This is a genomic window from Microbacterium sp. H6 (assembly GCF_003314775.1).
Lineage (GTDB): Bacteria > Actinomycetota > Actinomycetes > Actinomycetales > Microbacteriaceae > Microbacterium > Microbacterium oxydans.
The window spans coordinates 17,431-36,835 of sequence record NZ_QOAY01000049.1; the positions used below are offsets into that span (position 1 = coordinate 17,431).

General features: G+C 66.2%; 21 protein-coding genes. 4 read left to right on the top strand and 17 right to left on the bottom strand.

Features of this window, described 5'->3' with window-relative positions; translation table 11 throughout:
* Window positions 1-25: 25 nt before the first annotated feature.
* The 14 genes from DSP71_RS03220 to DSP71_RS03285 all read right to left on the bottom strand — a co-directional run bounded on the left by DSP71_RS03220 (window position 26) and on the right by DSP71_RS03285 (window position 11,024).
* Entirely contained in the window at window positions 26-517 is a 492-nt protein-coding gene (locus DSP71_RS03220; RefSeq protein WP_058630886.1) for a hypothetical protein, read from the bottom strand.
* Window positions 504-1,391 (bottom strand): DUF58 domain-containing protein, encoded by an 888-nt coding sequence (locus DSP71_RS03225; RefSeq protein WP_113680350.1) that lies wholly within the window; start codon window positions 1,389-1,391, stop codon window positions 504-506. Before DSP71_RS03225 ends, DSP71_RS03220 begins: the two co-directional genes overlap by 14 nt.
* Window positions 1,392-1,417: 26 nt before the next feature.
* Window positions 1,418-2,509 (bottom strand): AAA family ATPase, encoded by a 1,092-nt coding sequence (locus DSP71_RS03230; protein ID WP_374939226.1) that lies wholly within the window; start codon window positions 2,507-2,509, stop codon window positions 1,418-1,420.
* Window positions 2,510-2,706: 197 nt separating this feature from the next.
* On the bottom strand, window positions 2,707-3,000 hold the full coding sequence (locus DSP71_RS03235; RefSeq protein WP_046748057.1) for a hypothetical protein: 294 nt from the start codon (window positions 2,998-3,000) through the stop codon (window positions 2,707-2,709).
* 80 nt (window positions 3,001-3,080) lie between these two features.
* Complete coding sequence (locus tag DSP71_RS03240; RefSeq protein ID WP_061018800.1) at window positions 3,081-3,737, bottom strand: deoxynucleoside kinase; 657 nt, start codon at window positions 3,735-3,737, stop codon at window positions 3,081-3,083.
* A 1-nt stretch (window position 3,738) separates the two neighbouring features.
* The gene (locus DSP71_RS03245) at window positions 3,739-4,722 is read right to left on the bottom strand and encodes a Gfo/Idh/MocA family protein (protein WP_058630882.1); all 984 of its coding nucleotides are present in this window, start codon (window positions 4,720-4,722) and stop codon (window positions 3,739-3,741) included.
* A gap of 22 nt (window positions 4,723-4,744) precedes the next feature.
* On the bottom strand, window positions 4,745-5,665 hold the full coding sequence (locus DSP71_RS03250) for an NAD(P)-dependent oxidoreductase (RefSeq protein ID WP_113680351.1): 921 nt from the start codon (window positions 5,663-5,665) through the stop codon (window positions 4,745-4,747).
* The gene (locus DSP71_RS03255) at window positions 5,662-5,985 is read right to left on the bottom strand and encodes a hypothetical protein (protein WP_181800652.1); all 324 of its coding nucleotides are present in this window, start codon (window positions 5,983-5,985) and stop codon (window positions 5,662-5,664) included. Before DSP71_RS03255 ends, DSP71_RS03250 begins: the two co-directional genes overlap by 4 nt.
* Before the next feature lie 136 nt (window positions 5,986-6,121).
* Complete coding sequence (locus tag DSP71_RS03260) at window positions 6,122-6,841, bottom strand: hypothetical protein (protein WP_058630879.1); 720 nt, start codon at window positions 6,839-6,841, stop codon at window positions 6,122-6,124.
* Between the two features lie 54 nt (window positions 6,842-6,895).
* Window positions 6,896-7,927 carry a hypothetical protein gene (locus DSP71_RS03265; protein WP_058630878.1) on the bottom strand — a complete coding sequence of 344 codons (1,032 nt, stop codon included), beginning with the start codon at window positions 7,925-7,927 and terminating at the stop codon, window positions 6,896-6,898.
* A 24-nt stretch (window positions 7,928-7,951) separates the two neighbouring features.
* Window positions 7,952-8,170: a hypothetical protein gene (locus DSP71_RS03270; RefSeq protein ID WP_058630877.1), complete on the bottom strand. Its 219-nt coding sequence runs from the start codon at window positions 8,168-8,170 to the stop codon at window positions 7,952-7,954.
* Between the two features lie 118 nt (window positions 8,171-8,288).
* Window positions 8,289-8,693, bottom strand: a complete 405-nt coding sequence (locus DSP71_RS03275) for an NUDIX hydrolase (RefSeq protein WP_058630876.1) — start codon at window positions 8,691-8,693, stop codon at window positions 8,289-8,291.
* Between the two features lie 91 nt (window positions 8,694-8,784).
* Entirely contained in the window at window positions 8,785-9,921 is a 1,137-nt protein-coding gene (locus tag DSP71_RS03280) for a DegT/DnrJ/EryC1/StrS family aminotransferase (protein ID WP_058630875.1), read from the bottom strand.
* Window positions 9,918-11,024, bottom strand: a complete 1,107-nt coding sequence (locus tag DSP71_RS03285; RefSeq protein WP_082682527.1) for a radical SAM protein — start codon at window positions 11,022-11,024, stop codon at window positions 9,918-9,920. Before DSP71_RS03285 ends, DSP71_RS03280 begins: the two co-directional genes overlap by 4 nt.
* Before the next feature lie 287 nt (window positions 11,025-11,311).
* On the opposite strand from DSP71_RS03285, the gene DSP71_RS03290 reads away from it, so the two are divergent.
* Entirely contained in the window at window positions 11,312-12,736 is a 1,425-nt protein-coding gene (locus DSP71_RS03290; RefSeq protein WP_258546242.1) for an NAD(P)-binding domain-containing protein, read from the top strand.
* 50 nt (window positions 12,737-12,786) lie between these two features.
* On the opposite strand, the gene DSP71_RS03295 is transcribed toward DSP71_RS03290, so the two are convergent.
* Both DSP71_RS03295 and DSP71_RS03300 read right to left on the bottom strand, forming a co-directional pair.
* A complete protein-coding gene (locus DSP71_RS03295) occupies window positions 12,787-13,482 on the bottom strand; it encodes a Pr6Pr family membrane protein (RefSeq protein ID WP_113680353.1) in 696 nt (231 codons plus the stop codon).
* Window positions 13,483-13,541: 59 nt separating this feature from the next.
* Window positions 13,542-14,525 (bottom strand): DMT family transporter, encoded by a 984-nt coding sequence (locus tag DSP71_RS03300; RefSeq protein ID WP_257022337.1) that lies wholly within the window; start codon window positions 14,523-14,525, stop codon window positions 13,542-13,544.
* A 246-nt stretch (window positions 14,526-14,771) separates the two neighbouring features.
* Between DSP71_RS03300 and DSP71_RS03305 the strand changes: the two genes are divergently transcribed.
* The 3 genes from DSP71_RS03305 to DSP71_RS03315 are packed head-to-tail and all read left to right on the top strand — an operon-like array spanning window position 14,772 to window position 18,636.
* The gene (locus DSP71_RS03305; protein WP_058630871.1) at window positions 14,772-16,058 is read left to right on the top strand and encodes an adenylosuccinate synthase; all 1,287 of its coding nucleotides are present in this window, start codon (window positions 14,772-14,774) and stop codon (window positions 16,056-16,058) included.
* Between the two features lie 10 nt (window positions 16,059-16,068).
* Window positions 16,069-17,178: a beta-propeller fold lactonase family protein gene (locus DSP71_RS03310; RefSeq protein ID WP_113680354.1), complete on the top strand. Its 1,110-nt coding sequence runs from the start codon at window positions 16,069-16,071 to the stop codon at window positions 17,176-17,178.
* A 57-nt stretch (window positions 17,179-17,235) separates the two neighbouring features.
* Window positions 17,236-18,636, top strand: coding sequence for an MFS transporter (locus DSP71_RS03315; protein ID WP_396652041.1), 1,401 nt, complete (start codon window positions 17,236-17,238; stop codon window positions 18,634-18,636).
* A gap of 88 nt (window positions 18,637-18,724) precedes the next feature.
* Here the strand turns inward: DSP71_RS03315 and DSP71_RS23040 are convergent.
* Window positions 18,725-19,405 (bottom strand): beta-ketoacyl synthase N-terminal-like domain-containing protein (locus DSP71_RS23040; protein ID WP_309472601.1); only part of this gene is annotated, 681 nt, incomplete at its 5' end.

A 19,405-nucleotide genomic window follows, 5' to 3' on the forward strand; every position in this document is an offset into this window, starting at 1 on the left:
GCGCCCACCAGCATCCAGATGTTCGCTAGTGCCATGTGCGCACCACCGTCCTCGCCGCTTCGGCGCCGGCCACGGGGTCGATCACCGGGCCGGGTCGGAAGATGCTCGGATAGTAGTGCCTGCCCAGCGCGTCGATGAGAGCCGGGTGGACGCCGCGCGCCACCAGGTCGTCGAGTGCGAGCACCGGCGCCTCCAGGCCGCTGTACTCGTTCACGAAGGCGCGCACGACCCTGCTCAACTCGACGTTCGCCTGCCGCGCCGACAGGCGCCGTTCCCGGTAGTCCGTCTCGATCTGCTGGATCCGGGCCAGGTACTCGGTGCGCAGCTGCGACAGCACGTCGATGATGAGCGGAGCCTGCCCGGCATTCGGGTCCGCGGTGGCGAGGGTGCGACGGGGTCGCGTGAGCGCGATCAACAGCCACGCACCGAGCACCAGCAGCGCGAGGATGCCGATCGCGAGCAGGAGCCACCCCCAGCCGTACTGGGCCGGCGGGTAGAGGTCGTCAGAGCCGGGCATTCGACCTCCGGTTCAGCAACGTCAGCAGCTGGGCGACGGCATGGTCCTGCCCGTCCAGCGTGGAGTGGCTGATCTCCATGCGGGTGAGCAGGTCGTCGAGGTACGCGGCTTCGGCGTCGCGCTGGGCGGTCAGCTCCTGCACGATCTCGCGGTCGCCCTGCACGAAACCCGGCACCTGCCATCGGCTGTCGACGTCCCTGCGGATGCGCCCCGTGGCGTGATCGAGCACGGGCTCGGCATCGCGCAGCGTGAGCCACAGCACGTCGTGCTGCACTCGAAGTCGGCGCAGCATCCGTTCGGTCTCGCTCGTGAGGGGAGCCTCGTCGGTGATCACCACCACGATCATGCGGCGGGCGATCGTGCCTGTGACGAAGGAGAGCAGGGCATCGCGGTCGCTCGGGGCGCTGCTCTCGTCCACGGCCCTGTCGATCGTGCGCAGCGCGTGTTCGAGAGCGCCCTCGCTGCGTCCCGGTGCGAGGCGGCGCACCTTCGCGGAGTCGCCGTAGACAGTGGTGAAGTCGTCGCCGTGACGCAGCGTCAGCACGCCGAGCACACCCGTCGCGAGGATCGCGAGCTGCTTCTTCGACTGCTCGTCCGCCGCGAGGGCCGACATCGAGCGCCCGGTGTCGACGACGAACAGCACGGTGTGCATGCGGGTGGCGCGCGAGCGCTTCACGAGGGGCGTCCCCAGTCGGGCGGTCGCACGCCAGTCGATGTCGCGCACCTGATCGCCGTACTCGTATTTGCGCAGGTCTTCGAAGTCGAGGCTCCGTCCGCGCAGCAACGACGCGTAGGCGCCGTCGAGCGCGTGCAGCGACTTGCGCGTCGAATGGATGAAGAGCTTGCTCTTCACCTGCGTGATCAGGCTGGGCATGTGGCGATGAGTCCCGAGGTGCCGGGTCAGGGGGTCGGGACCGAGGCGAAGATCTGGTCGATGATCTCCTCGCTGCGGATGCCCTCGGCGTCGGCCTCGAACGTCAGCAGCACGCGGTGCCGGAGGATCAGGTGCCGCAGTTCGCGGATGTCTTCGGGCAGCACGTGCGCGCGTCCTTTGAGGAGGGCCAGCGCACGGGAGGCCTGCAGGAAGGCGATGCTCGCGCGCGGACTCGCGCCGTACTTGATGAAGCGGGCGCGCTCCTCGCCGATGTACGGCGCGGGATTGCGGGTGACGTAGGCGATCGAGACGATGTAGTTGCGGATCGCGGGGTCCACGTAGATGCGGCTCGCGACATCCTGCAGCAGGTGCACGTCGTCGAGGCTGACGGCGCTGGTCACGTGCCGGTCGGGGTCGAGCACGCCGGAGTCGATGCGGCTGAGCACCTCGAGCTCCTCGGTGGGGCTCGGGTACTCGACGATCTCCTTGAGCAGGAAGCGGTCCATCTGCGCCTCGGGCAGCTCATACGTGCCCTCCTGCTCGATCGGGTTCTGCGTCGCGATCACCAGGAACGGCTTGGGCAGGTGGTGGATCTCTCCGCCGATCGTGGTCTGATGCTCCTGCATCGCCTCGAGCATGGCGCTCTGCGTCTTGGCGCTGGAGCGGTTGATCTCGTCGAGCAGCACGAAGTTCGCATGCACGGGGCCGAGCACCGTGCGGAACGAGCCGGTCGCCGCATCGTAGATCTGGTTGCCCGTGATGTCGCTCGGCAGCAGGTCGGGGGTGCACTGGATGCGCTTGAACTGCGCCTCCACGGTGTCGGCGAGGGTGCTCGCCGCGGTGGTCTTGGCGAGTCCCGGCACGCTCTCGAGCAGAATGTGGCCGCCGGCGATGAGGGCGACGAGCAGGCTGGTGCGCAGACGGTCCTGGCCGACCATCTTCGCGGAGTACGAGGTCGAGATGACTCGCAGCACCTCGGAGGCCCTGGCCATCTCGGCGTCCGTGGGCGCGGCGTTGGTGGGTGCGGCGGGAGGTGTCGGCGGGTGCGTCTGCGCGGGGCCGGGCGGAGGCGGCGGTGCGGAGATCGTCTGCAGGTCCGGCGTGGAGGACTCGGTCATCGGTAGGCTCCCTCGTTCGGGGACCCGCGTCGCGGCCGTCCCCCGCGGACCAGCGTAATCGCAACGACGGAGCGGCCGGCTGTGCGCGGTCTGACGATCACGCTCCGCTCACCTGCATGAACCGATCGCGGATGCAGGAGGTTTCGTCGTGCAGACCCCCTGCATCCGTCGAAGGGTCATGCATGCGGCACACGTCCTCACTGGCCGAACATCGTCGCGACGGCCGCGACCCCTCCGAATGCGAGGACGACGACGAGCGTGATGACCCAGAGGCTCATGGCGATCGCGTTGAGGGCGACTCCCCAGCCGGCCCTGGTGCGTGCCTGCGGCTCGTGACGCAGCGAGAGGATGCCGAAGATGAGTCCGATGACCGGCGCGAAGAAGGTCCAGCCGGCGAAGAGAGAGCAGATCCCGAGAACGAGACTGACCGTCCCTTTCGCGGTCGAGGTCGCAGGGGCGGACAGGGCTGAAGGGGAGACGGTGGTTGACATGTCTTCCACGCTAGGACGGGGCCGCAGCACAGGGCATCGGCCCTGAGTGCCGGCGTCGTACATCCAGCGGATGATCTCGTCTACTCCCGTGCTCGACCATCGTGTCGGGTCCGCGCATCCTCGAGAAGTCGCTTCCGGAAGTCCGCGAGCATCTCGGCCGGCGTCGCCGACGCGACCACCGTGGCGCCGAGCTCGCCGGTCGCTCGCCGCTCAGCGAGCAGATCGTCGAAGCGTGCGTCGAGGAGTGCCTTCAGCTGATCGCCGTTGGACCAGCGTCCATCGTGTCCTCCCGCACCATCTCGGAGGGCCCGTTCTCCCGTGTCCAGAACCAGATACAGAAACGCCGCGGAACGAGGAATTCTCGTGAGCTGGTGACGGTATTCGGACTGCCATCGGCCGAACTCCTCCGGTGACAGAAGATCGACGTCGAACATGATCTCCGTGTACATCTTCACGCGCATCGGCGAGGCATCGGTCACGACGTAATCGAACGGGCCGCTGAGTCGTTCGACGCAGACGAGAGTGTCGACGGTCTTGCGCAGTGCTTCCATTTGGTTTGCGAAGGCGTAACGCCCGGGATCGGTGAGGAAGCTCTCCCAGGTTTCCCACTCGTGGCACGCGATGCCGACCACCGAATACTCGCCGTGCCCGGAGGCGAGAGGGCCCAGCTCGGCGCAGCGATCGAGGATGACCGACTTGCCCGCTCCACTCGAGCCGAGGATGCTGACCGAAGGCAACTCAGCTGCTTTCGTGAAGCAGGGCAAGCGCCTCATCCCGTATGCGAACGGCGTTGAGGCTCGCCTCGAGCACGCGGTGAGCCTCGGCGGTGGCTTTGCGGTCTCCGGCCGAGAGCCCGAGAAGCACGTTCCAGGCTTCGAACATGCCACTGGGGGCGGGAGAGCGCAATGGCACCGAGTCGCCGTCGACATCGAGGAAGTCGTTGTAGACGCTCCTGCCCAGCTGAGCTGCCGTTTCGAAGTCATGGACATGCTCGATGACGACCTCGCCGCGTTCGCCGCGGAAGACGTATCTGTCTCGCGACCAGGCGTCGGTGATGACACTTCGAATCGTGCCGTTCCATTCGCCGGACACGAGGTGCATGTCGACGATCTGTCCGATCTCGATGTCACGAATGACCCGGGCAGATCGCACATGTGCGTCGAGCACCGGCTGGCCCAGCCTGTGCAGCGCCGCCAGGGGGTGGACGATATGCTCCTTGAAGAGATCCATGTCGGACCGGAAGCGGACCCGATCTCCCCTTCTCAGATAATCGACGATATCGGCCGAGGTGCTTTCCGGGAGCCATGCGGCGTGCGTGTGGCCGATGGCCGCGACGAACCTCTCCTGGAAATAGAAGTTGTCGCCGACCACCATTCGATCCCGGGCGCCCTCCAATGCGGTGATGCGCAGGGCATCGGCGTAGGACGCGCCCAGAGGCTTCTCCAGGTAGACCAGCTTGCCGGCTCGGAGCGCCACTTCCGCCGATGACAGGAGATCCGACGCGGGGGTCGCGATCAGCACGGCATCGATGTCGGGGTGGCCTGCGAGCGCGGAGAGGGACCCCACGCGGGTCATGTCTCCACGGTAGGTCTCCATCGCACGATAGAAGCGCGCGCTGTCCCGCGTCGCGATGTGGGTGACGGAGATCTCCGGGATAGCGCGTAGCTCATCGAGGTGCCTCTCCAACACGACCTGACCGAGACCATAGATTCCCAGACGCACGATCTATCCCCACTTCTTCGGATTAGACAACAATTGAGATCGACTTCCGTATGAAATCCGCGACCGTCCTCGACGGGCTCCACCGGAAATCGTCCATGACGTTCATCGGGTCCCCCACCGACACTCGCAACGCTGCCGGAGTGCTGGGCGCCGTCACGGTGGGGATGGCGGCATCTCGCCGGGCGAGGGTGACGACATCATTGACGCTCAACACGTCGGGTCCAGCGACGTTGTAGATCCGCAGCTCCTCAGCGGTGCGCGTCGCGTCAGCCGTGACCACGGAGACGAGCAGATCCATGAGGTCGTCGACATGCAGGAACGTTCTCGTCTGCTCGCCGTCCCCGGACAGCGCGAGCGACTCGCCGGTCGCGGCCGCGTGGACGACGGACGGCAACAGCCGATTGTGCTGTTGCCCGGGCCCATAGATGTTGTAGAGCCGCATGATGGTCGCCGCGTAGGCGCCCCCGGAGGCGATGTGGTGGGCACGAAGCACCAGCTCCTGAGCCGCCTTGCTCGCGGCGTAGGGGCTCTTCGGCACCAGCGGTGCCTTCGTCGATGGTCTCGTGGCGTCTCCGTACACCTCGCACGACGAGAAATGCAGGAGCTTCCCGCGGAATCCGCCCGTGCTCAGAGCGTCCAGGAGGTTCTGGGTGGCGAGGACATTGTTCGTCAGGTACCGACGAGGCTCGGTGAAACTCGACGGAACGAAAGAGAGAGCGGCGAAGTTGAGCACCCAGTCGTAGTCCGCGCTGTCTCTCAGGGCATCGATGGTTGCTCGGTCGTCGGTCAGGTCGACGCGGATGTCGGTGTTCTGACCTTCCTCGCGATCGAGCACAGTGATCACGGACTCGGGGAAATCTCGGCGCAGACGTTTCGCGCTATGGCTCCCGAGGAAACCGGCCCCGCCGGCCACGAGCACGCGAGGAGCTGCGCCGTCGTTCATCCGGCCACCCCGGTCTCGACGCGGTGAACCTGCATGCCGACCTTGGCAGCGATCGCGCAGACGTCCGCGCTGTCGTCGTAAACGCGGAGTGTGTCGGAGGGGCGATTCAGGATCGCTCCCAGCCGTCGCCAGAAGTCCTCGGTCTCCTTGGCCAAGCCGAGGTCGAGGCGACTGAAGATGGACGCGGCAGAGAGCGAGGGCAGCCACGCATCCAGATACTCGCGGACGTTGGCAGAGAGGTTGTTCGTGGCGATCACGATGTCCTTCGTGGGGAAACGCGCGATCAAGGAGAGGGCTTCCGGTCGCGGGGGCGTCTGCATGATGAGGGCCTGGATGCGTGCGTAGGTCTGTTGCCTCGGCGCGCCCTCTCGATGCGAGCGTTCCGTCTCTCGTCGCCGAATCGGCTCGGAATCGACGATGACCCCGTCGAAATCGATGACGAGGGTGCTGCGGGAGTCAATGACCACTCGCACCGGAACCGTCTGCGTTCTGCGCGAGGCGGATCCACTCGGCGATCGCGTTCGAGCAAGCGATACCGTGATCGTCCGAGGTGTTCATGAACGTGCGCGATGTATCGATCCCCTCCGACTTCTTCCTGATGAGGTGTCGTATGCGTGAGACGAAGTCGACGAACTCATCGGGGTCGACGGAATTGCGTCCGTCCCTGCCGATGACGATGTCACGCCGCTCCTCCGGGAGTTGCTCGTAACGTGCGCGCACAGTCGAGTCGTCGAGTTCGAGGACGGCGGTGTAGACGGTGAGATCCGGCCACGTGCGCCAGTAGGCCAGATCGTCGATCCAGCCGGCGATCCGGTGGATGCGGCTCTGCTCATAGCCGAGATTCTCCGCTTCGATCACGAAACGGCACGACGTCTTCAACCACCACGAGTCCAGAACCGCGACCCCACCTGCGCGCACGTGGGGGAGGACCTGACTCTCGAGGATGGCCGCGTCTTGAGTGATGGCGGCAAGGGCGAGCACCTCCAACGCCGGTACATCGTCCAGCGATTCACCGAAGAAGGTGCCGACGCTTCGGGTCAGGCGGTCGAGCGACGTGTCCGCGTTTGCCGTGACGCGCGAGAAGACCGTCCCGCCGAGCTCCGAGGCCAGCGAGCCGGCGACGGTCGATTTCCCTGTGCCGTCCGTGCCTTCGAGTTCGACGATGTATCCGCTCACGCTTTTATCCCTCTTGTTGTTCGGCGTTCAGATGAACGATTTCCCGAGCGCCGTCTAGATGCGCTCGATCACTCCGGCAGCCTCAAGCTGCGGTCTGATGAGATCGACGTCCGCAGGAGGAAGGGACGCTTCGTCGCCGGTGATCAGCGCCTGCCAGACCTTCGCGGCGACGACGGAGAGCAGCACATGGTTCTTCCCCTCCTCATTCAGGAGAACTCCGTCCGCGATCTGAATCGGCATGTGATTCGAGCGGAAGCTCGGAGTCGTGGTCGATCGGTCGACCGGGAATCGGTTGGACAGGATCTGGCTGGCGATGAGGAAATCCTGCAGGAACGTCTGGAGTTCCATGAACCGCGGATCCGATTCACGAATCCACTCGTACTGACCGAATCTTCGCGCGCGCGCCAACTGCTCCGAGGGCATACCCTGCCGAACTGCCTGGGTGAAGGCGTACTTGTCGACGAAGTACACATCGCCGGTCGCTGCCACCCACGACTTCACGGCGAAGTTGGTGGCCCGAGAGGCGGAGAATCCAAGACCGTCCCGGTTCCCGGCCTCCGCGAAACCTTCGGCATCCTCCAGCGTTGCGGCGGCCTCGAGAGCGAATCGTGCAGACAGCACCTGCTCGTACTCTCCCTCTCGGGGGAGGTTCGCGCTCACCCACGACGAGTAGAAGCCTTCGCCGATCACAGGGACAGCGGAGACCACGCGACTGAGGAAGTCGAAATCGGGTGATCTCATCTCCCCCAGCGCGTGCACTCGCGATTGCCCGACGCGGAGAGCATCGACAATACGCGCAACGGTTCGGCCAAACTCTCCGATCGTCCAGGTCTCGATATCGACGCGCTTGTCCCCGATGGTGAATTGATTCGCATACAATTCACCCCCAGCGGCTCCGCCGGGGTTGTCGAGGGTGACGAGGAAGACGTCGATGTCGCTCTTGCTGTTGGCGAGACCCGTAGGGACGCTGCCGACGAGGAGCGCGAATGCAGGATTCACACCTTCGCGAATCGAGTACTCGGTGACGGCTTCGTTCGCGGCCGACAGTGCCTGCGTCAGTGCCGTGGAGCTGGGGGCGGTTACCACCGGAGGGACGAGCTTGACGATTGCTTACGGAATGATCTTCCGGTCGGCGAGCGTGGTGACGTGCTGGCCGTTCGTCACCGTCGGACCGACGGAGGACGTGCCGGACGTCTGCCCTGCCCGGTTGGCCGCGCTGGGGACATCAGAGGAATTGACCACGGCCTGCACCGTGATCGGAACAGCCGAGAGTGCGAGCGCGCCGGCAGCGACAGCGGTGGTTCCGAGGGTTTTCGAGATCGTCTTCATGATGCGTACCTTTCAAACTCTTATAGCAACAGCTGGTCAACGCCTGCGACGCTACCACAGCGGATGTCGATCGCAATGGGGTCGAAAGTAGAGGATGCTCTTGCGAAAGGTCACCCGATTACAGTCTCTTCTGAAATGCAAGCGCGATCACGTCTGCATCATTGGGATTCAGGTGATCTCCGGCAGAGCTTGTCTCGGTGAGCAGGGACTGGTCGCTGACAGGTGTTCTTGGCGGCAGCGATGCGATAAAGAAATGCTGCTTCGAGACGTACATTCGTCCATCGGACTCGTCGAAGAACCAATCGAGATGCACGAGCAGCTTTCTCAGCTCGCCCGCGATCGTGACGCCCGTTTCCTCGAAAGTCTCACGCAGGGCCGCATCCCGGATCGACTCCCTTGCGTCCCGTCCGCCTCCGGGGATCTCCAGCCCTGCACCGTCGTCTCGTGGTGCGAGCAGCACATGCGACCCGTCGGCGGTGAACGCGATCACGTAGGCGGATTCGCGCAGCTGCGCCGCCTTCAATGGTGCGAATCTGGCGGTTCCCGTAGGCGATCGGAAGCGAACGTGACTGCTCCGGAAGAGGAGCCGGAGCAGATGCATCCGCAACATGCGGCTAGGGGGTCTCCGTCGACATGCTCTCGAACGCCTCCAGAATCGTTCGCGAGTGCTGAGAGGTGAACCCCCAGTGGAAGGGGAGGTTGAGGAGGCGGCGTCGCCAGTCGTCCGCCCGGGGGAACGTCGCGATCGGTCCCTCGACCGCAGCGCGTATCGCGGGGTCATCATGGGCCGCGTACAACCACATCGCGCGTGCCTGGATGCCCCGAGAGCGCAGGGTGCGCAGCACGTGATCCCGCTGGCTCTCGTTCTCCATGAGAAGCGACACCGGACCGAAGTCGGCATCGGTCGACCGGAGGACGGTCGTCGCAGGGAACGACTCGTCGAGCACCGCACCGAGTGCGGAGATGAAGTCCTTTCGCAAGGACACCAAGTCGGGAAGATGGCGTTGCGCCCGTGCGAGCGAAGCGGCACCCAGAACGGCGTTGAGCTCGCTGATGTTGGCGTTGAGCGACTGGGAGCTTCCCACCTTGTACGTGGTGGACTCGATGAGACCGTTTCTCTGCACGATCCGCCGTAGGGCATCCGCTTCCTGGCGGTCGTCGACGAAGATCGCCCCGCCCTCGCCGGCCGCGATCGGTTTGCTCGCGTGCAGGCTGATGACAGACATGTCTCCGAGAGTCCCTGCACGACGATCGCGGTCCTGGACGAGCAGACTTGCTGCCGAATCCTCGATCAGCAGACGCTTCTTCGTTCGCAGATCTCCGAGCGACGAGCTGAACAGGATGTCCATGTAGTGCATGCCCACGGTGATGGGGGCGTTCAGGCTCAGGGCGGCTGCGGCGTCGATCGTCGGCGTATCGGCCGAGGAATCCAGAAGATGGAGCGTCGAGCCGGACAGGGCCGCCGCCCGCGCAGCAGCGTGATAGCCGAAGTCGGGCACCGCCACTCTCCTGCCTCCGCGATCGGCCGCGTGGAACAGGCTGGCCATCAGCGCAGAGGTGCCGGAGGAGGTCAGCACGCAGTACCGTCCGACGGCATCCCCTAGGCGGTCTTCGAGGATGCGGGTGTACATCCCCCTGGTCCACTGGTCACCCTCGACCACGCTCTGCAGGTCTCCCTTGACATCGTCGAACCGGAGCCTCGGTGCGGCCCACGGCACGCCGGCTTCCTGTGCAAGGGAGTCTTCGATCATCGGTTGTTCACATTCCTCTCGATACCGGCGCTGATGAGGTACTCATCCGCATTCCAATTGATCTCGGCAGAGCCGTCGGCGGGGGTGGAGAGTGCCTGCAGCTCGGCGTCGATGACGCGTTCCGGGGCGAGCACGCTGATGCCGTAGTAGCTGGTGAGATTCTGCGAGGCGTCCTGCTGAGCGTTCAGGAAGGAGGCAAGTCTGTCCGAGTGGGAGGAACTCCACATCTCGCGCACCGAGGATGTGTAATGGTTCCCGAGCACCTGACTCTTGCCGATGATGCGGTTCGACGTCGTCGTACCGCTCAGACGGAAGACGATCTGAGTTCCGGGATACATGTCCTGGACGATGTGGATCGGGGCGGGCTCGCCGTCCCACTGCCCGACTCGCGTCGAACCCAGGTTGAGCCTGACGCTGGTCGACTTCTCGGGGAGATCATCCTGATAGGCGCGGAAACCCGATTCCAACCACTGCAGATCCTGAAGGTCGAGGGCGGCACTGTCCAACGACTGTGCTCTCCCCAGCTGGCACATCGGGCTGAGATCGATCGACGACGCGCCGAGCGCTTTCATGTCCGTCACGAAGCTCCGCCACTCACGGAAGTTGTCTTTCGTCAGGACGGAGATGATGTTCACCGTGATGCCGGACTCGATCGCCGCCCGCATTCCTCGGACGGCGCGGGTCCATGATCCTTGGCCCCGGTGCTTGTCGTTCGCCGCCTCTGCGCCGTCGAGGGAGAGCGAGATGCGCCTGACCCCTGAGCCGACGATGTGGTTCAACATCTTCGGCATCAGGAGCGTGCCGTTGGTGATGATCTGAAACGTCAGGCGCGGATAATCGGCCACGATGTCGAGGTATTCGTGGAAATCCTTCATCGTCGTCACTTCGCCGCCGGTGAGCGTGACTTCGAAAGTGCCCATCTCGCTGAGCTCATCAAGAATGGAGCGGAAGTGCGCCTGAGGCAGCGTCGGGCCGACGCCGTCTTTCGGAATGAACCCCGCGTTGACGTGGCAATAGTCGCACTTCAGATTGCATGTTTCGTTGAGGTCGATCACTGCGCGTAGCGGGCCGCGTGTGTATAAAGACGCCTCAATCGGATTCACGCGACCGAATCTAGCACTTCATCCACACGGAGCAACCCGCCGATCTGAAGCGTTCGATATGCGAGATCCAGATGGTCCAGATCGACAGGAGGTCCTCTTGCCTCGACGGGAGAGGACTAGTCGGACCGGTGATCGAAGTCGCTTCCGGGGCCGATCACCGGCCCTGCTAACGTCGAAGAGCAGCCGCTTTCCGGGTCGGTCGAGCTTTCCGCTCCCACCGGGACAGACCTGTTCCTCGCTCGGATGCGGCCGCTCATCGATATATGACGCAAGTGTGAGGACGATACGTGACGAATAGAGAACGAGTAGCGATCATCGGCGCCGGCCCCTCGGGCATGGCACAGCTGCGGGCCTTCGAATCCGCAGCCCGCGCGGGGGCGGAGATCCCTGAGCTGGTCTGCTTCGAGAAGCAGGCCGACTGGGGCGGACAGTGGAACTACACCTGGCGCACAGGACTCGATGAGTTCGGGGAACCCGTGCATTCGAGCATGTACCGGAACCTGTGGTCGAACGGCCCGAAGGAGGCGTTGGAGTTCGCCGACTACAGCTTCGACGAGCACTTCGGCCGTCCCATCTCCTCGTACCCGCCGCGCCCCGTGCTGTGGGACTACATCGCCGGACGCCTGGAGAAGAGCGATGTGCGGGAGCTGATCCGCTTCCAGACCGTGGTGCGCTGGATCGAGTTCGACGAGGAGCGCGAGGTCTTCACCCTCACCAGTGAGGATCTGCCGAGCGGCCGGTCGCACGTCGAGGAGTTCGATCGCGTCATCGTCGCCACCGGGCACTTCTCCTTCCCGAACGTGCCGGACTTCCCCGGGATCGAGACCTTCCCCGGCTACATCAGCCACGCCCACGACTTCCGAGGCGCAGAGGCCTTCGCAGATCGCGATGTGCTCGTGATCGGGTCGAGCTACTCGGCGGAGGACATCGGCAGCCAGGCGTTCAAGATGGGTGCCCGTTCGGTCACGGCGAGCTTCCGTTCGGCACCGATGGGCTATGACTGGCCCGAAGGCATCGAGGAGCGTCCGGTCGTCGAGCGCTTCGAGGGCAGCACGGCATTCTTCGCCGACGGGACCTCGAAGCATGTCGACGCGGTCATCCTGTGTACGGGATATCTGCACAAGTACCCGTTCCTGCCCGATGACCTGGCCCTGTCGTCGCCCAACAACGTCTACCCCGAAGGGCTGTACCGGGGTGTCGTGTGGCAGGGGAATCCGCGTCTGACCTACCTGGGCGCGCAGGACCAGTGGTTCACGTTCAACATGTTCGACGTGCAGGCCTGGTACGTGCGCGACCTCATCCTCGGCCGTCTCGAACTGCCCGACGAGCAGGAGCGCGCGGCCTCCATCGCCGAGTGGCGCGCCCGTTTCGACCGCATCGACTCGGCCGCGGCGGAGATCCGCTTCCAGGCCGACTACATCCGTGATCTCCTCCAGCTCACCGACTACCCGGAGTTCGACATCGACCGGGTCGTGGAGATCTTCCTCGCGTGGAAGCACGACAAGAAGGAAGACATCGTGGGCTATCGCGACCGCACTTACGAGTCGGTCATGACGGGCACGATCGCCGTCGTGCACCACACGCCGTGGCTCGAAGAGCTCGACGATTCGCTCGAGCGCTATCTCGACGTCGATCCGGACGCCACCGAGACGACACGGATCATCGCGGGTCAGCCGCGTGATGATGACCGCGAGGCGCTCGCCGCAGTCTGAGCCTCTCGGTCTATGCCCCTTCCCTCCGTCTGTGGAGGGGAGGGGCATCGTCACGCGGTGTCGCGCGTGCCCCGAAACCGGCCGACCCAGACCACGAAGGCGGCGGTGGCGATGATGATCGCGGCGATCAGCAGCACCCAGAGCGCCACGCCCCCGTAGCCGCCGTTGAGGTGGGGATTCAGGAACGGATACGGATACCACCATGGTTCGCCTGTCGCGGGCGCGATCACGAGGTTCGCCCGGATCAGCGTGTAGGCGACCCACACGATCGGGAAGATCGCGGCGATCCCGACCGCACTCCAGCCGAGCGCCCGACGGCGAGGCGCGAAGAGCAGGTCGACGAGCATGATGACCGGGATGACCACGTGCAGCACCTCGTTCGACCAGAGGACGGTCGAGCCCTGGGGCAGCTCGATCCCGCGCAGCAGCGTGTTGTAGACGACGCCGGTGACGATCATGTAGGTGCTGGCGCACACCAGGAGCACCGCCAGCCACCGCGGTTCGGCCGACGTGGTCTTCCGGTTCGCGAGAGCCCAGATGCCGCCGATGGCGAGGACCACGGCCGCCAGCACGTTGGAGAGGATCGTGAAGAAGCTGAAGAAGTTCGCCACGACCGTGGGCAGATGCGAGCCCCACGCGGTCTCCGAGCTGAGGGCGATCTCGAGAGTGCGCACCAGCTGGGCGACGATCGCCGCCACGGCCAGAACCGATGCTGCCAGTCGTACGTAGGGCCACCAGGTCGTCATTTCGCCTCCGAGCGAAACTGTAGCGTCACTCGCGGGCCGCGGCGGTGGGGGGCGATGACTCAGGCGCGTCGCCGCCACCGCAGACGCGTGATCAGCACGCCCAGCAGACAGAGCGCGCCGCCGAGGAACATCAGCGGCGTCGGCACCTCCCCCAGGATCGCCCACGACATCAGGATCGCGATTGCCGGCACGACATAGGTGGTGGCCGACGTCTGCCCCGCAGTGCTGCGCTGCAGAACGTACGCCCACGTCGTGAAAGCGATCGCCGTGGGGAAGATGCCGAGGTAGACGACCCAGAGCGTCGCATCGAGCGGTGCCGTCTGGAGCGAGCCGATGAGGTTGCCGATCCAGGGCAGCAGCGCGACGGTGCCGACCCCCGCGCCGAGCCACGTGAGGGTGGTGGCGTCGACACCCGAGGTGAGCAGACGCTTCTGCACGAGCGTGCAGCCTGCGTACATGACAGCGGCGAGGAGGGCGAGCAGGAGTCCCGTGATGTCGGGGCCGGCGCCGGAGGTGGAGTTCATGCCGATGAGCACGACCCCGAGGAAGGCGATGGGTGCGCCGATCACGAGCGGCTTCGGGAATCCCTCACGCAGGAACAGTCCGCTGAACACCACGACCATGAGGGGTGCGAGGTTAACGACCATCGCAGCGGTGCCCGCATCGAGGGTCAGTTCCGCGCTGTTGAGCGCGAGGTTGTAGACGCAGAACCAGCCGATGCCCCAGACCGCGATGAGCAGCCAGTGGCGTCGGGCGGGGATGCGGATGCCGTGTCGGATCGCGATGATCGTCAGCACGGCCGTGCCGACGGCCATGCGGAGCAGCGCCAGAGCGCCCGGGTCGTAGTGCGGACCCGCTCCGCGGATGCCGATGAACGCCGACGCCCACAGCACCACTGTGACCAGTGCGGCGGCGAGGACGAGCGCACCCGGCTTCTTCGGCGTCCCGGGGTTCGCGGGCATCCGGGGCTTCTCGGGTGCTCCGTCGTCGGCACGGATCCCGTCGGAGGTGATCTCGGGGTCGCCGGATGCGGCTGCTGGCATCCTCCGATCCTGGCAGGGGTGTCCGACATCGAGCGAGCCGCGCGAGTGCCATCCCCCGTCGTATTTCGGACGACGACCGCTCCGGTCGCGATATTCCATCTTCAACGGCCGCCGAGGCTGTCATATCGCGACCGGAGCGGTCGAGCGGCCGGAGGGCCGTCGAGGAACCCTTCGATAGGATGGGACGGCCCGAAGAGGGCCAGCTCATCGGCCGGTGCAAACCCGGCGAAAGCCAGGGGGTTACCCATGCCAGGAATCGTTATCGTCGGCGTGCAGTGGGGCGACGAAGGAAAGGGCAAGGCCACCGATCTGCTCGGTGAGCGCACCGACTGGGTGGTGAAGTTCAACGGCGGCAACAACGCCGGACACACCGTCGTCGTCGGCGACGAGAAGTACGCGCTGCACCTGCTGCCCTCCGGCATCCTGTCGCCCGGCGTCACTCCGGTGATCGGCAACGGCGTGGTCATCGACCTCGAGGTGCTGTTCTCCGAGCTGGAGGCGCTCGCCGCCCGTGGCATCGACGTCTCGCGGCTGAAGGTCAGCGCCAACGCGCACATCATCACGCAGTACCACCGCACGCTCGACAAGGTGACGGAGCGGTTCCTCGGCAAGCGCAACATCGGCACGACCGGCCGCGGCATCGGCCCGGCGTACGCCGACAAGATCAACCGTGTCGGCATCCGGGTGCAGGATCTGTTCGACGAGAACATCCTGCGCCAGAAGGTCGAGGGCGCTCTCGACCAGAAGAACCACCTGCTGGTGAAGGTCTTCAACCGCCGTGCGGTCACGTGCGACGAGATCGTGGAAGACCTGCTCTCCTACGCCGAGCGGCTGCGGCCGATGGTCGCCGACACGGGCTACCTGATCGCCGAGGCGCTCGACCGCGATGAGGTCGTGGTGTTCGAGGGTGGCCAGGCCACGATGCTCGACATCGACCACGGCACCTACCCGTTCGTGACCTCGTCTTCGGCGACAGCCGGAGGAGCGGCGACGGGCTCCGGCGTCGGTCCCGGTGCGCTCGACCGCATCGTCGGCATCGTCAAGGCCTACACGACCCGCGTGGGCTCGGGTCCGTTCCCGACCGAGCTGTTCGACGAGCAGGGCGAGTGGCTGCGCAAGCAGGGCTTCGAGTTCGGCACCACGACCGGCCGCCCGCGCCGGGTGGGCTGGTACGACGCCCCCATCACGCGCTACGCCACGCGCATCAACGGCATCACCGACCTCGTGCTCACGAAGCTCGACATCCTCACGGGCCTGGAGCAGATCCCCGTGTGCGTCGCCTACGACGTCGATGGCGAGCGATTCGACGAGGTGCCGGTCAACCAGACCGACTTCCACCACGCGAAGCCGATCCTGGAGTACTTCCCCGGCTGGAGTGAGGACATCTCGGTCGCTCGGACCTTCGAGGACCTGCCGCAGACGGCGCAGGACTACGTGCTGGCGCTCGAGAAGATGAGCAACACGCGCATCTCGGTGATCGGTGTCGGCCCGGAGCGCGACCAGGTCATCGTCCGTCACGACCTGCTCGACTGATCCGCACCCGATGACGCGCTTCTGGCTCGGCGGCTACGGCCCCGCGATGGACGGTTCGGCCGAGGGCATCGGCCTGCTCGCGGGGGACGAGGGCCGCGAGGCATCCACCCTCGCCTACCGTGGCACTGCGGTGGAGGTTCCGTCGCCGTCCTGGCTGGCGCAGCATCCGACCCTCGACATCGTCTACGCGGCACTGGAGGGTGACTCCGCGGTGCAGGCGTTCGTCCGTGCGGGTGAGGGTGTGCTGGCCCCGCTGGGTGCGCCCGCGCCGGTCGGCCAGTACGTGTGTCATGTGGCGGTCGCCCCGAACGGCTCGGCGCTGATCGCCAGCTGCTACGGCGACGGTCGTGTCGTGAGACTCGGGCTGGACGCGGAGGGGCGCATCGTCCCCGCGAAGGCGGATGCGGCGGCGGCACTCCGCGAGGCCCTGTTCGGGGACGACGCGGATCCCGATGCTCCCGCTCCCACCCCTCCCGGAGACGGCGTCGCGGCGGTGGACCCGTACGGCATGGGCGGCGACCGTGTCTCGCATGCGCACGCCGCGGTGTTCCTCCCCGACGGACGCGTCGCCACGACCGACCTCGGGTTCGACCTCGTGCGGTTCTGGCGGCAGAGCGGCAGCGGGCTGGTGCTCGACCACGAGGTGGTTCTGCCTCTCGGCACCGGACCGCGGCACATGGTGCTGCACCCCAGCGGGCACCTGCACGTGGTCACCGAGTACTCGTGCGAGGTGTTCACGCTCGCGCGCGCGGCCGACGGCACCTGGAGCGTCGTGTCGGTGGCGCTGACGAGCCCGATCGCCGAAGTGGGCACAGACTTCCCCGCCGAGCTCGCCCGCACTCGCGACGGGCAGTTCCTCTACACGGCCCTGCGTGGAAGCAACACGATCGCGGCGTTGCGGGTGCGCGGCGGAGGCGAGGCCTTGGAGTCGGTGGCGCTCGCCGATTCGGGCGTCGACTGGCCGCGTCACCACCTCGTCCACGAGGGCAAGATGCTCGTCGCGGGGCAGCGCTCCGACACCATCACTCTGATCGACCTCGACGAGCGCACGGGCGCGCCGCTCGGTATCCGCCACGAAGCGCAGGTCCCGACGCCGACGCACTTCCTTCCGGTGCGCTGAGGCATCGCGAGATCCGTTCTTGACCTCAACCTCACTTGAGGTTCTACTGTCGTCATCATGACTTCGGAGACCGAGCAGGCGGCGACGCCGGATGCAGCCGCAGCTCGCATCATGAGCAGCCAATACGTGTGGATCACGATCGGCGCGTGCGCGCTCGTGTTCCTGGGGGCGTTCGAGTCCCTGGCGGTCACGACGGTGATGCCGACCGTGAGTGCCGACCTCGGCGGCGAACGGCTATACGCGCTGGCGTTCGCCGGTCCTCTCGCCACCGGGGTCATCGGCATGGTGATCGCGGGAAACTGGGCCGATCGTCGGGGGCCGGTCGCCCCGCTGTACACCGCGGTCGCGATGTTCATCGTGGGGCTGCTCATCGCCGGTCTCGCCCCGAGCATGGAGGTCCTCGTCGCCGGCCGGTTCGCGCAGGGTCTCGGCAGCGGCGGCCTGATGGTGGCACTGTACGTCGTCGTCGCCCGGGTCTACCCGCAGGAGCTGCACCCCGCGATCTTCGCCGGATTCGCGGCTGCGTGGGTCATCCCCTCGCTGATCGGACCAACGGTCGCGGGAGCCGTGACCGAGCTCTGGAGCTGGCACTGGGTCTTCCTCGGTGTGGTGATCCTGGTGCTCGTGGCGCTGCTGATGGTGATTCCAGCCCTTCGCGGTCTCTCGAGCGACGGCGATGCGACGACACCGTGGGCATACGGCCGCCTCGGTTGGTCGATTCTGGCGGCGGCCGCGGTGCTGACGCTGAACCTGGTCGGCGACATCCCCGGTGTCGGCCCGGTGCTGGCGGTCGTCGCTGTGATCGTCGCCCTGATCGCGGTTCGCCCGCTGGTTCCCCGCGGAACCTTCCGCGCGCAGCGGGGGCTGCCCTCGGTCATCCTCGTCCGCGGGCTCGCAGCTGCCGCGTTCTTCGGCGCGCAGATCTACCTGCCGTACCTGCTCACCGATCGCTATGACCTGTCGCCGACCCTCGCGGGGCTCGCCCTGACCGGAGGTGCGCTCTCGTGGTCGGTCGCGGCGACGGTCCAGGGGCGGATGGGCGTTCGCCTCTCGAGCGTGACGGCGGTGCGCATCGGCACGATCCTGGTCTTCGTCGGCATCGTGCTGACCGTCGCGATCACAGCCATCAGGGCGGACGCCGCACTGCTCGCCGTCGCCTGGATCGTGGAGGGTCTGGGGATGGGGCTCATGAGCCCACGTACCAGCGCGCTGACGCTCGCGATGTCGACACCGGAGAATCAAGGCTTCAACAGCGGCGCGATGACGGTCGCCGATTCGTTCGGCAGTGCCATGGCGCTCGCCATCACGGGGACGCTGTTCACGGCGTTGGCCACCGCGGACCCGTTCCTGGGAGTGTTCGCCCTGGCTGCGGTGATCGCGATCGCGGCGGCGGTGCTCGCTCCACGGGTGAGCGCGGCCGTTGAACGGCGCGGGACACGGCCGGGGGGAGAAGCGTGAGCGGGGAAGCGAGGGAAGGTCGTGCTGGTGCCGTCTCCGCGGTGACCTCGCCGCGGAGGAGAGGCGAACGGAGCCGCACGGGCGCAGTTCACCTCGGAAGCCTGAGCAGCAGCGCCGCGTTGTGACCCCCGAAGCCGAACGATGTCGACAGCACTGTGCGGACCGGATGCCGTCGCTCCTGGTCGCGCACGAAGTCCCAGCCCTCCGCGTCGGGGTCGGTCAGGTTGATCGTCGGAGGCAGCACCTGGTCGCGCAGGGTCATCGCAGCGATCGCTGTCTCGACGACGCCTGCTGCGCCGAGCAGATGCCCGGTGGTGGACTTCGTCGCCGTGAGCGGAACCGACGGTGCCCTCGCTCCCAGCGCCTGCTCGAGTGCGATGAGCTCGGCCGCGTCGCCGAGCACCGTGCCCGTGCCGTGGGTGTTGACATGATCGACTGCGGATGCGGTCGTGCGGGCATCGGCGAGACAGGCGTTGATCGCCCTGGTCGCTCCCGCGGCGGCCGGATCCGGTGCCGTGGCGTGGTGGGCGTCGCTGGTCGCACCGAACCCGGCGACCGTCGCGAGAGGGCGTGCGCCGCGTTCGTCGGCGAGGTCTGCGGCCTCGAGCAGAACCGCGGCGGCGCCCTGGGCCATGACGAAACCGCTCCGCGCACGGTCGAAGGGGCGGGAGGCCGATGAGGGGTCATCGCCGAATCCGGTGACGACCGAGCGCAGGTTCGCATGCGCCGCGAGATGCAGCGGACCGAGGCAGTCGTCCATCCCGACGAC

What these genes read in the sequence shown, in the direction of transcription:
- DSP71_RS03255 (WP_181800652.1), bottom strand. Translation starts at nt 5,985, where the DNA reads ATGCAGACGCCCCCGCGACCGGAAGCCCTCTCCTTGATCGCGCGTTTC.
- DSP71_RS03230 (WP_374939226.1), bottom strand. Translation starts at nt 2,509, where the DNA reads ATGACCGAGTCCTCCACGCCGGACCTGCAGACGATCTCCGCACCGCCG.
- DSP71_RS03220 (WP_058630886.1), bottom strand. Translation starts at nt 517, where the DNA reads ATGCCCGGCTCTGACGACCTCTACCCGCCGGCCCAGTACGGCTGGGGG.
- DSP71_RS03235 (WP_046748057.1), bottom strand. Translation starts at nt 3,000, where the DNA reads ATGTCAACCACCGTCTCCCCTTCAGCCCTGTCCGCCCCTGCGACCTCG.
- DSP71_RS03300 (WP_257022337.1), bottom strand. Translation starts at nt 14,525, where the DNA reads ATGCCAGCAGCCGCATCCGGCGACCCCGAGATCACCTCCGACGGGATC.
- DSP71_RS03315 (WP_396652041.1), top strand. Translation starts at nt 17,236, where the DNA reads ATGACTTCGGAGACCGAGCAGGCGGCGACGCCGGATGCAGCCGCAGCT.
- DSP71_RS03280 (WP_058630875.1), bottom strand. Translation starts at nt 9,921, where the DNA reads ATGATCGAAGACTCCCTTGCACAGGAAGCCGGCGTGCCGTGGGCCGCA.
- DSP71_RS03270 (WP_058630877.1), bottom strand. Translation starts at nt 8,170, where the DNA reads ATGAAGACGATCTCGAAAACCCTCGGAACCACCGCTGTCGCTGCCGGC.
- DSP71_RS03250 (WP_113680351.1), bottom strand. Translation starts at nt 5,665, where the DNA reads ATGAACGACGGCGCAGCTCCTCGCGTGCTCGTGGCCGGCGGGGCCGGT.
- DSP71_RS03310 (WP_113680354.1), top strand. Translation starts at nt 16,069, where the DNA reads ATGACGCGCTTCTGGCTCGGCGGCTACGGCCCCGCGATGGACGGTTCG.
- DSP71_RS03225 (WP_113680350.1), bottom strand. Translation starts at nt 1,391, where the DNA reads ATGCCCAGCCTGATCACGCAGGTGAAGAGCAAGCTCTTCATCCATTCG.
- DSP71_RS03295 (WP_113680353.1), bottom strand. Translation starts at nt 13,482, where the DNA reads ATGACGACCTGGTGGCCCTACGTACGACTGGCAGCATCGGTTCTGGCC.
- DSP71_RS03305 (WP_058630871.1), top strand. Translation starts at nt 14,772, where the DNA reads ATGCCAGGAATCGTTATCGTCGGCGTGCAGTGGGGCGACGAAGGAAAG.